This window comes from Streptomyces hydrogenans, assembly GCF_014656075.1.
Taxonomy (GTDB): Bacteria; Actinomycetota; Actinomycetes; order Streptomycetales; family Streptomycetaceae; genus Streptomyces; species Streptomyces hydrogenans.
This window is the reverse complement of record NZ_BNBS01000043.1, coordinates 32,911-47,353: the sequence shown is the minus strand read 5'-3', so window position 1 is coordinate 47,353 and position 14,443 is coordinate 32,911. Positions and strand designations below refer to the sequence as shown.

At 74.2% G+C, this 14,443-nt stretch carries 11 protein-coding genes; 8 read left to right on the top strand and 3 right to left on the bottom strand.

Translation table 11 applies throughout. From position 1 onward, the window contains the following. Positions 1-2: 2 nt before the first annotated feature. Genes IE321_RS19605 through IE321_RS19590 form a run of 4 tightly spaced genes read left to right on the top strand, consistent with a single transcriptional unit; the run spans position 3 to position 4,781 of the window. Positions 3-1,592 carry a class I adenylate-forming enzyme family protein gene (locus IE321_RS19605; protein ID WP_190223893.1) on the top strand — a complete coding sequence of 530 codons (1,590 nt, stop codon included), beginning with the start codon at positions 3-5 and terminating at the stop codon, positions 1,590-1,592. 14 nt (positions 1,593-1,606) lie between these two features. Next, positions 1,607-2,905 carry a cytochrome P450 gene (locus tag IE321_RS19600; protein ID WP_190223892.1) on the top strand — a complete coding sequence of 433 codons (1,299 nt, stop codon included), beginning with the start codon at positions 1,607-1,609 and terminating at the stop codon, positions 2,903-2,905. A 30-nt stretch (positions 2,906-2,935) separates the two neighbouring features. Further along, on the top strand, positions 2,936-3,733 hold the full coding sequence (gene thyX / locus IE321_RS19595) for an FAD-dependent thymidylate synthase (protein WP_190223891.1): 798 nt from the start codon (positions 2,936-2,938) through the stop codon (positions 3,731-3,733). 46 nt (positions 3,734-3,779) lie between these two features. Beyond that, complete coding sequence (locus IE321_RS19590) at positions 3,780-4,781, top strand: beta-ketoacyl-ACP synthase III (protein WP_190223890.1); 1,002 nt, start codon at positions 3,780-3,782, stop codon at positions 4,779-4,781. 5 nt (positions 4,782-4,786) lie between these two features. Here the strand turns inward: IE321_RS19590 and IE321_RS19585 are convergent, their stop codons facing one another. Further along, entirely contained in the window at positions 4,787-6,520 is a 1,734-nt protein-coding gene (locus IE321_RS19585; RefSeq protein WP_372470313.1) for a serine hydrolase domain-containing protein, read from the bottom strand. 175 nt (positions 6,521-6,695) lie between these two features. Here IE321_RS19585 and IE321_RS19580 point away from each other — a divergent pair, with 175 nt between their 5' ends. Both IE321_RS19580 and IE321_RS19575 read left to right on the top strand, forming a co-directional pair. Beyond that, the gene (locus tag IE321_RS19580; RefSeq protein ID WP_190223889.1) at positions 6,696-7,805 is read left to right on the top strand and encodes an NAD(P)H-dependent flavin oxidoreductase; all 1,110 of its coding nucleotides are present in this window, start codon (positions 6,696-6,698) and stop codon (positions 7,803-7,805) included. Further along, positions 7,802-9,355, top strand: a complete 1,554-nt coding sequence (locus tag IE321_RS19575; RefSeq protein WP_190223888.1) for an acyl-CoA synthetase — start codon at positions 7,802-7,804, stop codon at positions 9,353-9,355. The genes IE321_RS19580 and IE321_RS19575 overlap by 4 nt, the downstream gene beginning before the upstream one ends. Here IE321_RS19575 and IE321_RS19570 read toward each other — a convergent pair. Beyond that, positions 9,337-10,206 (bottom strand): nitroreductase/quinone reductase family protein, encoded by an 870-nt coding sequence (locus IE321_RS19570; RefSeq protein WP_226652979.1) that lies wholly within the window; start codon positions 10,204-10,206, stop codon positions 9,337-9,339. The two genes, IE321_RS19575 and IE321_RS19570, sit on opposite strands and share 19 nt — an antisense overlap. A gap of 150 nt (positions 10,207-10,356) precedes the next feature. Here IE321_RS19570 and IE321_RS19565 point away from each other — a divergent pair, with 150 nt between their 5' ends. Then, positions 10,357-10,761: a MarR family winged helix-turn-helix transcriptional regulator gene (locus tag IE321_RS19565; RefSeq protein ID WP_079022495.1), complete on the top strand. Its 405-nt coding sequence runs from the start codon at positions 10,357-10,359 to the stop codon at positions 10,759-10,761. Positions 10,762-10,820: 59 nt separating this feature from the next. Beyond that, positions 10,821-11,921, top strand: a complete 1,101-nt coding sequence (locus IE321_RS19560; protein WP_043231481.1) for a calcium:cation antiporter — start codon at positions 10,821-10,823, stop codon at positions 11,919-11,921. 6 nt (positions 11,922-11,927) lie between these two features. Here the strand turns inward: IE321_RS19560 and IE321_RS19555 are convergent, their stop codons facing one another. Beyond that, entirely contained in the window at positions 11,928-14,372 is a 2,445-nt protein-coding gene (locus IE321_RS19555; RefSeq protein ID WP_229916462.1) for a penicillin acylase family protein, read from the bottom strand. Positions 14,373-14,443 lie beyond the last annotated feature (71 nt).

Here is a 14,443-nt window from a genome sequence, read left to right as displayed (position 1 = left end):
CCATGTCCGCATCCTCCACTGAGGCCCTTCGCATCGGCGAGCTGTTCGACATGGGTGCCGCGCAGCACCCGAACAGCCACATGACCCTCGACCACACGCTGCGCATGTTCCCCGAGTCCGGGACGAAGATCACCTACCGCCGGCTCGCCGAGCACGTCGCCGAGATATCCGCCCGCCTCACCGCGGCGGACGTCCGGACCGGCGAGAACGTCGTGCTCTTCGCCTCCAACACCTTCGACCTCGTCCTCACCGCCTGCGCCCTGGCCCGGGCCGGCGCCGTCCCGGTGCTGCTCTCCCCGCGGCTGGACGGCGACGTCGTCGCCCAGCTGCTCACCAAGTTCGACGAGCCGCCGCTGCTCCTCACCGACGCCGACACCCTGGGCGGCGCCCTCGACGGCGTCGACCTCACCGAGGCGGCCGGCAGGGTGCTCCTGATCAGCGGCGAGGCCGAGGGCCGCACCTCCCTGGCCGAGTTCGCCGGCGCCCCGCACCGGGCGCCCGTGCGCACCGACGCCGGAGCGCCCGCCCTGGTCACCCACACCTCCGGCACCACCGGCCTGCCCAAGCTCGTGCAGCAGTCGGCGAGCAGCCTGTGGTGGCACCTCAAGCCGCAGCTGAAGACCGCCAAGATCATGCGCGCCCGGGAGACCCGCGCCGTCTGCGTCTCCCTGGTGCACGCCAGGATGTGGCCGCTCCTCTACATCGTGATCTCCCGCGGCCAGCACACCGTGGTGCTCACCGACCCGGACCCGAAGAAGGTCGCCGACCTCTTCGCCGAGACCCGGCCGGGCCTCCTGGAGGCGCACCCCAACTGCTTCATCCAGTGGGAGAAGCTCGCCGACGACCCCCGCGCGCCCCTCGGCAGCATCCGGTACTTCATCAACACCTTCGACGCCATGCACCCGCGGACCATGCGCATCCTGCTGGGCGCGAGCAAGCGCCGGATGCCCGTCTACATCCAGGGGTACGGCCAGTCCGAGACGGGCCCGGTCTGCCTGCGGCCCTACACCCGCAAGCTGGTCGAGACCGCGGACGGCCGCTGCCTCGGCCACACCTTCCGCGGCATCACCGAGGTGAAGATCGGCGAACCGCTCATCGACTCCACCGGTCCCGAGAAGGTCGGCCCCATCCTGGTCCGCACCCACGGTCACTCCCTCGGCATCATCGGCGGCGCCGACCAGTTCGCCGAGCGCTTCGCCGGCGGCTGGTGGCGCATGGGCGACCTCGGCTACCGCAGCAAGTGGGGCTGTGTGCACCTGCTGGACCGCGAGATCGACCACATCGACGGCGTCGCCAGCAGCCTGCGGGTCGAGGACACCCTCATGGAGCGGCTGCCGCAGCTCACCGAGATCGTGCTCGTCGGCGACGAGAAGGGGCGCCCCATCCCGGTCGTCTCCACCCACGACGACGAGCCCCTCGACACCCGCGCCTGGGAGCGCGCGGTGGCCGACCTCCCCGCCATGGCCGCGCCGCTGCACAGCCGCTGGAACGCCATCCCGATGACCTCCACCTGGAAGGTCCGCCGGCAGGCGCTCAGCACCATGGTGACCGACGGCACGCTGCCCCTGGTGGGCGCCGCGGCCACGGTCTGACCGGGCCGGCCACCATGACCACCGACACGTCCGCCGCCGCCGCCCTCGCGGCGGCGGCCCCCGGCCCCGACGTCGACCTCTTCTCCCAGGAGTTCGCCGCCGACCCGTTCCCCGTCTTCGACCGGCTGCGCCGCTCCGCGCCCGTCCACCACGACCCGGTCACCAGGCTGTGGCTGGTCAGCCGGGACGAGGACGTCCGGCGGGTCCTCCTGGACCCCACCACCTACCGCAACGACAACGCGCTCGGCTCGGTCCTCCCGCTGCGCCTGCCCGCCCTGCGGATCCTCGACCGGGCCGGGTTCAAGACCCTGCCGCCCGCGCTGTTCAACAACAGCACCGAGAGCCACCCCGTCCTGCGCGGCCCCGTGCTCCGGCTCTTCGGCGCCCAGCGGGTGCGGGCCGCCCTGCCCATGATCGAGCGGGTCACCCACGAGGAACTCGACCTCATGGAGGCCGAACTCGACGCCACCGGACGACACGACTTCGCCCGGGGCCCGGCCCGCACCATCCCCGTGCGGGTCATGCTGGAGCTGCTGGGCGTCCCCGAGGCGGCCCGCGCCGACATCGCGACGGTCGCCGACTGGACGGACGCCTTCATCGGCCTCTTCTGGGGGCGTACGGACAAGGACCGGCAGCGTGAACTCGCCGTCCAGGTCGCCGACTTCTACACCTGGCTGTGCGAGCTCGCCGCCCGTCCCGACGCCCCCGAGGACTCCCTCCTGGGCGCCCTCGCCAAGGTCCGCATGCCGGACGGGTCCCCGGTGCCCCCGGACGTCGCCGTCGCCGTCTGCTCCAACCTCATGGTTGCCGGCCACGTGACGACCTCGCAGATGATCAGCACGGCGGTCCACCGCGCCCTGGAGACCGAAGGACAGTGGCGGGCGCTGGGCCGGGACCCCGGCCTGGCCGAGGGGTGGACCGAGGAGACCCTGCGCCGGGAGCCGTCCCTGACCGCCTGGCGCAGGATCACGAGCCGGCCCGTCACCCTCGGCGGCGTCGACCTCCCCGAAGGGGCCGAACTGCTCCTCCTGTTCACCAGCGCCGGCACCGACCCCGAGGCGCACGAGGAACCGCTGCGGATCTGCCCCATGCGCGCGGAGGGGCGCGCGCACCTCGGCTTCGGACTCGGCCGGCACCGCTGCCCGGGCGCCGAACTCGCGCGCGCCGAGGGCCGGGTGGTGCTCGGCGCGGCCGCCGCCCGCTTCCCCGGGCTGCGGCTCGCGTCCGCCGACCGCCCGCCCTTCCTCGAACTGGTCTCCTTCCGCGCCCCCACGCGCCTCGACGTGACCCACACCCCCACCCGCACCGCGTGAACCCCGCGCGCTGAAAGGCGGTACAGCACCATGAAGTCCGTGGAACCCGAGGTCTCCGTGATCGCGAGGCCCGCCCTCGACCTCGACGAGATCGCCTCCTACCTCCGTGAGATCGGAGGCGAGGAGTGGCTCGCCCGGCTCGACCAGGGGCGGCTCCAGGAGGAGCCGAACGACGCGCAGACGCTCGCGGAGGTCGCGGGCCGGATGTGCTACCGCTCCTGGGAGCCCGGCCTCAACCCCAACGTCAAGCGCGTCCGCACCGACCAGAACGCCTACCTGCGCAACATCCTGGCCAGCGCGCACGGTTCGGTCCTGGAGCACGTCAACTTCACCTTCGTGCTGAAGGACGTGAGCCGGGTCCTCACCCACGAGCTGGTCCGGCACCGGGTCGGCACGGCCGTCTCCCAGGAGTCGCTGCGCTTCGTCCGCCTGGAGGAACTGCCCTTCTGGATGCCCGACTGGGCCCAGGAGGACCCCGAACTCATGCGGCGGGCGCACGAGATGCTCGCCGAGCTCGAACGCTTCCAGACCTGGATGGCCGGGCACTTCGGCCTCGACGACGAGGGCGTCGCCTTCGCGGAGAAGAAGCACAAGACCTCGTTCATGCGGCGCTTCGCCCCCGAAGGGGTGGGCACCGGCCTCGTCTGGACCGCGAACATCCGGACCCTGCGGCACACGGTCGAGTCACGCACCGCGCCCGGGGCCGAGGAGGAGATCCGGCTGGTCTTCCACAAGATCGGAGAGCTGATGCGGAAGGAGGCCCCCGCGCTCTTCGCCGACTACGAGGTACGGGACGGGGCCTGGGTCCCGCAGTGGCGCCGGGTCTGACCGCGCCCTCCCGCCGCTCCCGTCCCCCGACCCTCTGGAAGGTGCCGTGAAACCGCAGATCGCCGCCCCGGCAGGGGCACCGCACGCCCGCATCCTCGGTGTGGGCGCCTACCGGCCCCGGCGCGTCGTGGACAACGACGAGGTGTGCCGCTTCATCGACTCCTCGGACGAGTGGATCCGCCGGCGCACCGGCATCGTGCACCGCCGCTGGGCCGGGCCCGACGAGACCCTGGAGGTGATGGGCGCGGAGGCGGCGAGCAAGGCGATGGCGGCGGCGGGAACCGACCCCGCGCGGATCGACTGCGTCATCGTGGCCACCTTCACCCACCTGATGCAGACGCCCGCCGCGGCGGCCCGGATCGCCCACCGCGTCGGGGCGACCCGGGCGGCGGCCTTCGACCTGTCCGCCGGATGCGCCGGCTTCGTCCACGGCCTGGCGCTCGCCGCCGACACCGTCCGCGCCCGGGGCGGCCACGTCCTGGTGATCGGCGCGGAACGCATGACCGACGTGCTGGACCTCGGGGACCGGGCGACCGCCTTCCTCTTCGGCGACGGTGCCGGAGCCGTGGTCGTCGGTCCGTCGCGGACGCCCGGCATCGGCCCCGTCGTGTGGGGCGCGGACGGCTCCCAGGACGACGCCATCACCCAGTCCGCGCCGTGGACCGCGCTCCGGGACGATCCGGGAGTCCCGTTCCCCTCGCTGCGCCAGGACGGCCAGCGCGTCTTCCGGTGGGCCGTCTACCAGATGCCCGAGGTGGCCCGGGACGCGGTGCGCGCGGCCGGCCTCGCCGTCGAGGACCTGGACGTCTTCGTGCCCCACCAGGCCAACGTCCGCATCATCGACGCGATGGCGTCCCGGATCGGCCTGCCCCCGACCACCGTGATCGGCAAGGACATCGTCCACAGCGGCAACACCTCGGGCGCCTCGATCCCGCTCGCCATGGACGCGCTGCTCGGCTCCGGCGAGGCCGCCGGCGGCGACACGGCGCTCCTCCTCGGCTACGGCGCGGGCCTCTCCTACGCCGGCACCGTGGTGACGCTGCCCTAGTGACCTCAGTCGGCCGAGCGGTGCCACCCGGCGGCCTCGACGCGGGAGGCGTCCGTCGGGCGGGTCTCGTCGAAGAGGGTCCGGCCGGTGGCGTCCAGGAGCCGGAGCGCGGTCACGTAGGCCCCGCGTCCGACGGTGGCTGAGGCGGTCTCGTACCGGAAGCGGAGCCGGACCGCCGGCCCGGGTCGGAGGTCGGCGGTGAGGCGGTGCCAGCGGCGGCCGGACCAGCCGGTGGCGGTGCCGTCCGGGTGGGGGAGCGGGGCCGCCGGGCCGTCGAGGGGTGCGGTGCGGAAGGGCACGGGCCGCGTGCCGGAGGCGGTCGTGGCCTCCAGGACGAGGCGGTCGGTGTCCGGCGCGGTGTCCCACCACACGAGGCAGGTGAGGCGGGCCGCGCCCGGTTCCGTCGCGGGGAGGGCGAGGGTGGCGCCGCCGGGGGCCGCCATGCCGGAGAACCAGGCCGTGGGGCCCGCGCCGGCCGGAGGGCGTACGGGGATCGCCCGGGCCAGCCGGTCGGCGGCGGCCACCCGGGGGGCCGAGCCGGCGCGCCAGGTGCGGACGGGGTGCACCGCGTTGGCGAGGAGCACCAGGAACGCGTCGGCGTCCGGGTCGAGGACCAGGCTGGTGCCGGTGAAGCCGGTGTGTCCGGCGGTACGCGGTCCGGACAGCGCGCCCATGTACCAGCGCTGGTCCAGCTCGAAGCCGAGGCCGTGGGCGTGGCCGGGGAAGTCCGGGTTGACGTCGGTGAGGAGGAGGCGCGCGGACTCGGGGGAGAGGATCCGGGCGGAGCCGTACGCGCCGCCGTCGAGGAGGGCGCGGGCCAGCACGGCGAGGTCGCGGGCGCGGGAGAAGACGCCCGCGTGACCGGCGACGCCGCCCATCGCGTAGGCGTTCTCGTCGTGCACCTCACCCCGGACCATGCCCCGGTCGAGCCGCGCCCACGGCCGGCGGGCGTCCTCGGTGGCCGCGGTCCCCGCCCGCCACGAGGGCGGCGGGACGAAGCGCGTGCGGCTCATCCCCAGCGGTCCGGTGATCCCCTCGTGGAGCAGCGTCTCCAGGCCGCGACCGGTGATCCGCTCCAGGAGCAGGTGCAGCACGATCAGGTTGAGGTCGGAGTAGCGGTATGCCGTCCCGGGCGGGTCGAGCGGCGCCTCGTCCCACAGCAGCCGCAGCCGCGCCTCCCGGTCCGGCGCCTCGTACAGCGGCAGTTCCGCCCGCAGCCCCGAGGTGTGCCCGAGCAGCTGCCGGACCGTGATGCCCGCCTTCCCGGCCCGGCCGAACTCCGGAAGGTACGCCGCCACCCGCTCGCCGAGGTCCAGGGCGCCCCGCTCGACCTGCCGCACGGCCAGGATCGCGGTGAAGAGCTTGGTCAGCGAGGCCACGTCGAAGACCGTGTCCGGGGTCATCGGCACCCGCTGTTCCGGCGCGAGCCCGACCGCCGCGTCGCGCGCCTCGTCGTACGAGGCCCAGCGCGCCGCCCAGCCGACCGCCCGGTGCAGCGCCACCGTCCGGCCCCGCCCCGCGAGCAGCACGGCCCCCGCGCACCAGGGACGGACCGGCGAGGGTCCCAGGAACCGGCTCACGTCCGTGACCATCCCCTCCAGCTCCCGCCCGAGCAGCCCGGCCTCCGCCGCCGAACCCCACCGCAGCACCCCGCCTCCCGCCCCGTCTGCGCGCCCGCCGTCCCCCGGGCCCCCGTCCCGGAGGTCCCCGCCCTCTCCGCCGCTCCCCGTCCCGCCCATCCGCCCGCCTTCCGCACGCCTCGCTCCGGCCCGTACGCCCCCACCCTCCCCGACGCGCGGGCCGGCGGCCCGCACCGAACCCCCGTCGCGTCCCCACCGCCCCCTCACCAAAGAATCTGACGAGCCATCAGAAAACCTCTTCCCTCCACCGCCCCGCTGCGGCATCCTGCCGCCCATGGAGACGGAGCTGAGTCGCACACTGGGGATCGAGCACGCCATCTTCGGCTTCACGCCCTTCCCCGCGGTCGCCGCCGCGCTCAGTCGGGCCGGCTGTTTCGGCGTGCTGGGCGCGGTCCGCTACACCGCGCCTGACGACCTCGCCCACGACCTCGACTGGATGCAGGAGCACACCGACGGGCGGCCCTACGGCCTCGACGTCGTGATGCCCGCCAAGAAGGTCGAGGGCGTCAGCGAGGCCGAGGTCGAGGCCATGATCCCCGCCGGGCACCGGGAGTACGTCCGGTCGGTCCTGGCCAAGCACGGCGTGCCCGAACTCGCCGAGGGCGAGGCGTCGGGGTGGCGGATCACCGGCTGGATGGAGGAGGTCGCCCGCAACCAGCTCGACGTGGCCTTCGACTACCCCATCAAGCTGCTCGCCAACGCCCTCGGCTCCCCGCCGCCGGACGTCGTCGCCCGCGCCCACGCGCACGGCGTGCTCGTCGCCGCGCTCGCCGGCAGCGCCCGCCACGCCCGCCGGCACGCCGAGGCCGGCATCGACATCGTCGTCGCCCAGGGGTACGAGGCGGGCGGCCACACCGGCGAGATCGCCTCCATGGTGCTCACGCCCGAGGTCGTGGACGCCGTCTCCCCGCTGCCCGTGCTCGCCGCGGGTGGCATCGGCAGCGGCGAGCAGATCGCCGCAGGGCTCGCGCTCGGCGCCCAGGGCGTGTGGCTCGGCTCGCTCTGGCTCACCACCACCGAGGCCGAACTCCACTCGCGGGCCCTCACCGCGAAGCTCCTCGCCGCCGGCTCCGGCGACACCGTCCGGTCCCGCGCGCTCACCGGCAAGCCGGCCCGTCAGCTGCGGACCGAGTGGACCGACGCCTGGGAGGACCCGGCCGGACCCGGCCCGCTGCCGATGCCGCTCCAGGGGCTGCTGGTCGCGGAGGCGGTCTCCCGGATCCAGAAGTACGAGGTCGACCCGCTGCTCGGCACCCCGGTCGGGCAGATCGTCGGCCGGATGAACTCCGAGCGCGGCGTCCAGCAGGTCGTCGACGAGCTGACCCGGGGCTTCGAGAAGGCCGTCGACCGCATCAACCGGATCGCGGGAAGGAGCGGGTCGTGAGCGACGGAACCCCCAACGGCTTCTGGGCGCAGGCCGCCGCCGACCCGGACCGCACGGCGCTGGTGGCGCCCGACGGCGAGGAGTGGTCGGCCGGCCGGCTGCTCGCCGCCGCGCACCGCATGGTCCACGGGCTGCGCGCGGCGGGCCTGGAACGCGGCGACGCCTTCGCCGTCGTCCTGCCCAACGGCGTCGAGTTCTTCACCGCCCATCTCGCCGCCACCCAGGCCGGGTTCTACCTCGTCCCGGTCAACCACCACTTCGTGGGCGCGGAGATCGCCTGGATCGTCGCCGACTCCGGCGCCAAGGTGCTCGTGGCTCACGAGCGCTTCGCCGAGGCGGCCGTCGCCGCCGCCGACGGCGCGGGCCTCGCGCCGAGTCACCGGTACGCCGTCGGCGCGGTTCCCGGCTTCCGTCCGTACGCCGAACTCCTCGACGGTCAACCGGAGTCGGAGCCCGGCGACCGGACGCTCGGCTGGGTCATGAACTACACCTCGGGCACCACCGGCCGCCCCCGGGGCATCCGCCGCCCGCTGTCCGGCCGCCTCCCGGAGGAGTCCCACCTCGGCGGCTTCCTCGGCATCTTCGGCATCCGCCCCTTCGACGGCAACGTGCACCTGGTCTGCTCGCCGCTGTACCACACGGCGGTCCTCCAGTTCGCCGCGGCCGCGCTGCACATCGGGCACCCGCTCGTCCTCATGGACAAGTGGACGCCCGAGGAGATGCTGCGGCTGATCGACGCGCACGCCTGCACCCACACGCACATGGTGCCCACCCAGTTCCACCGGCTCCTCGCCCTGCCCGAGGAGACCCGCGCGCGGTACGACGTGACCTCGATGCGGCACGCCATCCACGGCGCCGCGCCCTGCCCGGAACACGTCAAGCGCGCGATGATCGCCTGGTGGGGCGGGTGCGTGGAGGAGTACTACGCGGCCAGCGAGGGCGGGGGCGCGTTCGCCACGGCCGAGGAGTGGCTCAAGCGTCCCGGCACGGTCGGCAAGGCGTGGCCGATCAGTGAGCTCGCGGTGCTCGACGACGACGGCGAGCCCCTCCCGCCGGGCGAACTCGGCACGGTCTACCTGAAGATGAACACCGGCGGCTTCCAGTACCACAAGGACGCGGCCAAGACGGCGAAGAGCCGCGTCGGCGACTTCTTCACCGTCGGCGACCTCGGATACCTCGACGAGGACGGCTACCTCTACCTCCGCGACCGCAAGATCGACATGATCATCTCCGGCGGCGTCAACATCTACCCCGCCGAGATCGAGGCCGCCCTGCTCGCCCACCCCGCCGTCGCCGACGCCGCCGCCTTCGGCATCCCGCACGCCGACTGGGGCGAGGAGGTGAAGGCGGTCGTCGAGACGGCGGAGGGCCACGAGCACGGCCCGGCGCTGGCCGAGGAGATCCTGGCCCACTGCGCGGACCACCTGGCCGCGTTCAAGCGCCCGAAGTCCCTCGACTTCATCGCCGTCATGCCCCGTGACCCCAACGGCAAGCTCTACAAGCGCCGGCTCCGCGACCCCTACTGGGAGGGTCACGAGCGCCCGGTGTGACGCCCCGCCGGCCCGCCGCCCGTGAGGACCGGCAGCAGTCGCGCCTCCTCGTGGGCGAAGTGCTCCTCCAGGACGGCGGCGAGCCGGTCGACCTCGGCGCGCAGGACCTCCGGCTCGGCGCCGGAGGCCAGCAGCGCCTCCAGCTCCGTCACGGTGCGGGCGACCGTCCGGTGCTCGTCCCGCATCCGGTCCAGCGCCTCGGTCAGCTCCGGGAAACGCTCCTGGAAGAGGTCGAAGACGCCGTCCTCGCCGGCGTGATGGGTGCGCAGCGCGCCGCAGAAGGCGAGGCAGTGCCCGGCGAGCCGCTCGCCCAGGCGCGGCTCCGGGCCGTCGAGGCCCGCGCGGAGCGCGGCCAAATCGGCCCGCAGCTCCGTGTGTACGGCGACCAGGTGGGCGGCGATCGCCGCGTGCCGTGAGGGGTCGTCGATCCCGTCGGCGCGGTGCAGGGCGACGACGGGGATGAGCCGGTCGGTCCCCGCCTGGTAGGCGGCGAAGGCCGGGTCCCGCAGGGACTGTGCCGCGTAGAGCCGGTCCCGCTCCGCGCCCTCGGTGACGACCGCCCGCGCCTCGAACCGCTCGACCCCGCCCTCTCCGGAGCCGAGCTCGACGGTCACGCGCGGCTCCGCCCGCACGTTGTGGTACCAGGCCGGGTGCTTCGGCGCGCCGCCGTTCGACGCGAAGACCAGCAGCCGCGCCCCGTCGCGCACGTACACGGCGGGGGTCGTGCGGGTGCGGCCGCTGCGCGCGCCCCGGGTGGTCAGCAGCAGGAGGTCGGCGCCTTCGAACATGCCGCCCACGCGGCCGCCGTTGCCCCGGAACTCCTCGATGACCTGTTCATTGAAAGCGGACATGGTCCTGCCCTCCGGTAGCATCGATCACGACAGATCTATTTGCTTTGAAAGCAAAGCTAAAACGGAGGGTTCAGGGTGTCAACCGAGCGCGAGGGGAGCGGGGCCGCCGGACCGGACGTCGACGACGCCGTCCGTACGCTGCTGCTGCTCATGCCCCGGATGGTGGGGCGCGCCAAGCGCATCAAGGTCCCGGAGGAGCTGGCGTCGCTGACGCTGGCGCCCCGTCACCTCTCCCTGCTCGCCTACCTCCTCTTCGACGGCCCCCAGAGCGTCAACGAACTGGCCGCACGGCTGGGCGTCGCGCCCACCACGGTCAGCCTGATGGTGGGGGACCTGGCGAAGAAGGGGGTCCTGGAGCGCCACGAGGACCCCGCCGACCGCAGGCGGAAGATCGTGTCGATCGCCGAGGAGCGCCGGGGGGCCATCGACGGCTGGCTCGGCCGCAGCGCCGGCGCCTGGCGGGCCGCCCTGGCCCCCCTGGGTCCGGCCGAACGGCGGATGTTCATCGACACCCTCGCGGCGTACGAGCACGGTCTGGCCGACGCAGAAGAATGACGGAAACGGACGCGGCCGCCCACGGCGGGAGCCGCGTCCCCTAGGGCAGGAAGAAGATGATGAGTCCGAGCACCAAGGCGTTGACCCGGGAGTGGACCACGTGGGGGCCGGTGGTGGCCCTGCTTGCGCTGGTCTTCGCCTGGGGGCGCGACCTACCGGGCGTCGCCGTGGCCCTCGTCGCGCTCTGCCTCATCGCCGCGGTCCTCGCCGCCGTCCACCACGCCGAGGTGATCGCCCACCGGGTCGGGGAACCCTTCGGCTCGCTCGTCCTGGCCGTCGCCGTCACCGTCATCGAGGTCGGACTGATCGTCAGCCTGATGGCGGGGGGCGGCGAGAAGACCGCCACCTACGCCCGGGACACCGTCTTCGCCGCCGTCATGATCACCTGCAACGGCATCGTCGGCCTCGCCCTCCTGGTCGCCGCGCTCCGCAACCGGGTCGCGGTCTTCAACGCGGAGGGCTCCGGCGGCGCGCTCGCCACCGTCTGCACCCTCGCCACCATGACCCTGGTGCTGCCCACCTTCACCACCAGCCACCCGGGCCCCGAGTTCTCCGGCGCCCAGCTCGCCTTCGCCGCCATCGCCTCGCTCGGCCTGTACGGAGTCTTCGTCGCCGTCCAGACCGTCCGGCACCGCGACTACTTCCTCCCCGTGACCATCGAGGGCAAGGAGCCCTCGGAGGAGGAGCACGCCGACCCGCCCACCACCGCGCTCACCTGGGCCAGCCTCGGTCTGCTCCTCGTCGCGCTCGTCGCGGTCGTCGGCAACGCCAAGGTGATCTCCCCGACCATCGAGGACGGCGTGCAGTCCGCCGGTCTCCCCAAGGCCGTCGTCGGTGTCGTCATCGCCCTGATGGTGCTGCTGCCCGAGACGCTCGCCGCCGTGCGCGCCGCCCGCCGCAACCGCGTGCAGACCAGCCTCAACCTCGCCTACGGCTCCGCGATCGCCAGCATCGGCCTCACCATCCCGGCGATCGCGCTCGCCTCCATCTGGCTGTCCGGGCCCCTGGTGCTCGGCCTGGGCCCCCTCCACATGGTCCTGCTCGCCCTCACCGGAGTGGTGAGCGCCCTGACCGTGGTGCCCGGACGGGCCACACTCCTCCAGGGCGGCGTCCATCTCGCGATCTTCGCCGCCTTCGTGTTCCTCTCGTTCAGCCCCTGACCGGCGTCAGTCCTCCCTGACCCGCACCACCTTCAGCGCGGGCGAGCGCAGGATGTCCCTCTCGCAGAACCTGGACGTCACCCAGCGCTCGCCCGCGTACAGCCTCGTCTGGTCGGCGAAGTGCGCCGAGGCCGGGTTCGAGGACTGGGAGTAGGTGAGCAGGGTGCGGGCCACCGGGCAGCGCCCGCCGTCCCAGCCGACCGCCTGCACGTGGCTCGTCCCGTGCGCGACCTCGACGTAGCCGCCGCCCGCCGCGTTCCACACCGCCTCCGTCTTGTTCCAGACGCCCAGCGACTCCGTCCCGCCGCTCACCGGGATCCGCTCCCCGCCGCGCACCACGAACTGGTGCTCCCGCAGCGGCGCGCCCGGTGCGATCCCCGCCGCACGCAACTCCGCCACCGCGTCCGCCAGTGCCTTCGCGAACCCGGCCGTGCCGGTGTCGACACCGCGCGGGGTGCGGACCGGGTCCGCCGCCGAGAACGGCACCTTCCACTGCTGCGCCACCGGCACCGAGCCCGTGAACTTCCGCCAGAACCGGTCGAAGAGCAGCGCGCCCCGACTGTCCGAGTCCATCGTGCCGTCCCAGGCAGCCAGCGCCCGGCACGCCTCCGGCTCCGCCGGCAGCACCGAAGGGCAGGCCGCGGCCACGTCCGCCGCCGCGAGACCGGCGGCCGGCACCCGGTTGGCGAACTGCTGCCGCTGGAGGTCGGCCACCGTCAGCCGCCCCCGCGCGGCCATCCCCGCCACGTCCTCGATCCCGCCCCGGGTCCGCAGCGAGCGCGGGGTGGCGAGCGTCCCGAAGACCCGCTCGTAGCCGGTCAGCGGCCGCTCCGCGTTGGTCAGCCACGCGCTGTCGTTGGAGTTCACCGCGTACGGCGCGTCCCGGAGGACCGGCATCCGGGACGGTCCGAAGACGCCGGGCTGCACCGCGTCCGGGTCCGATCCGAGCGCGCAGTCCGCCCGGGAGCCGTCCAGGACGGCGACGCCCGAGGCCGGGTAGACGACCCGGCCGAGCGGGGTGGAGCAGCGCTCCGCCAGCTCGTCGGTGATCCGGGGCAGCACCTGCGCCTGGCTGAAGAAGCTGTGTCCGGCCGCGTCGGCCGCGACCGTGTTCACCCACGGCAGGCCCTGGGTCCGGCGCAGCGCCTCGGCGACGTCCCGGGTCGAGCGGGCCCGGGCGAAGCCCAGCGCCGTGTCGGAGCCCCGCAGGTTCGCCGCGTTGGGATCGTTCAGCGCGTAGGCGGTGGTCGCCGTCCACGGCAGCGGCAGGCTCGCGCCGAGCCCGCTCGTCACCGGCCCGTACCGCGTCCACCACTGGGTGCGGGTCACCGGAGCGCCGTCCCGGTCCGCCACCGTCACCTCGCGCGCGGTCATCCGCTCCGGCTTCCCGTCCACCAGGTAGGCCGTCGGATCACCGGGCACCAGCGTCAGCTGGTGCAGGTTCATCGGCACACCCGTGGCCACCGTGTGGCTCCAGGCGACCTTGTCGTTGAAGCCGATGTTCACGACGGTGGTGCCGAGCAGCGACGCGCCGGAGACGTTCAGCTCCCCGGGGATCGTCTGCTGCGACTGCCAGAACCGGCGGCCGCCCTGCCACGGGTAGTGCGGATTGCCGAGCAGCAGCCCCCGCCCGTTCGCCGTCGTCGTGCCCGAGAAGGCGACCGCGTTGGAGCCCATGGTCGCGTTCTCCGGCGCGAACAGCGCCCGTGCGGCCTCGGCGGCGGCCTCGGCATCGCGGTCCGGCTCCCCCTCGGCGTCCGCCGCCGCCCGCGCCTCGGCCCGCGTCGCCGGGGCGGCGGGCGGCCGTGCGGCCGTGATCCCGTCCACCGCCCGGCCCTGGCCGCCGAGCACGGAGACGGCGAAGCCGCGCCGGGCCACGTCCAGGGCCGTCACCGGCCGGACCCAGCCGGCGCCCGCGCAGGCCGGATCGGTGACCCGGTTCTTCCGCAGCCAGGCGTTGTACCCGGCGGCCCACCCGCGCATCAGCTCCTTCAGCTCCCGGCTCGGTCCCGCCGGGGCCGGGGTGCGCAGCAGCGCCTCGACCGTGCCCGCCTCCGCGACGCCCCGGAAGTACAGGTCGCTGGCGAGGTTCGTGGTCGCGGAGGAGAGCGAGCCGTCCGGCGCTCCGGAGGCACCGAAGTGGCGCGAGCGCTCGCCCCGCACGGTCGCGAAGCCGTCGGCGAGCACGCACACCTGGTCGGCGGCCTGCGCCCAGCCCGTGCCGAAGCCCAGGTTCGCGTAGTCCGCGGCCAGGATGTGCGGCACGCCGTACTCGGTGTACCGGATGACGGCGCTCAGCCCCCGGTCGGACGGCCGGTGCTCCCGGTCCCGCCCGCCCGGATCGGCGGCCGCCGCGCCGGGCAGCAGCCCCGCGGTGACGGCGGCGAGCGCGGCGCCGACCAGGGCGAGCCGTCCTCGGAAACGGCGGGGGACGAGGGTACGGACGGGCAAGGTGCCTCCCAACGGGCATGCGGGCGGAGCAGGTTGGGCCATCCAGTCAGCACCCGCCCGCTCTGTCAACA

Bases quoted from the DNA above. Each gene is read 5' to 3' on its own strand.
- IE321_RS19605 (WP_190223893.1), top strand. From the start codon at position 3: ATGTCCGCATCCTCCACTGAGGCCCTTCGCATCGGCGAGCTGTTCGAC.
- IE321_RS19600 (WP_190223892.1), top strand. From the start codon at position 1,607: ATGACCACCGACACGTCCGCCGCCGCCGCCCTCGCGGCGGCGGCCCCC.
- thyX (WP_190223891.1), top strand. From the start codon at position 2,936: ATGAAGTCCGTGGAACCCGAGGTCTCCGTGATCGCGAGGCCCGCCCTC.
- IE321_RS19585 (WP_372470313.1), bottom strand. From the start codon at position 6,520: ATGGGCGGGACGGGGAGCGGCGGAGAGGGCGGGGACCTCCGGGACGGG.
- IE321_RS19580 (WP_190223889.1), top strand. From the start codon at position 6,696: ATGGAGACGGAGCTGAGTCGCACACTGGGGATCGAGCACGCCATCTTC.
- IE321_RS19570 (WP_226652979.1), bottom strand. From the start codon at position 10,206: ATGTCCGCTTTCAATGAACAGGTCATCGAGGAGTTCCGGGGCAACGGC.
- IE321_RS19565 (WP_079022495.1), top strand. From the start codon at position 10,357: ATGCCCCGGATGGTGGGGCGCGCCAAGCGCATCAAGGTCCCGGAGGAG.
- IE321_RS19560 (WP_043231481.1), top strand. From the start codon at position 10,821: ATGAGTCCGAGCACCAAGGCGTTGACCCGGGAGTGGACCACGTGGGGG.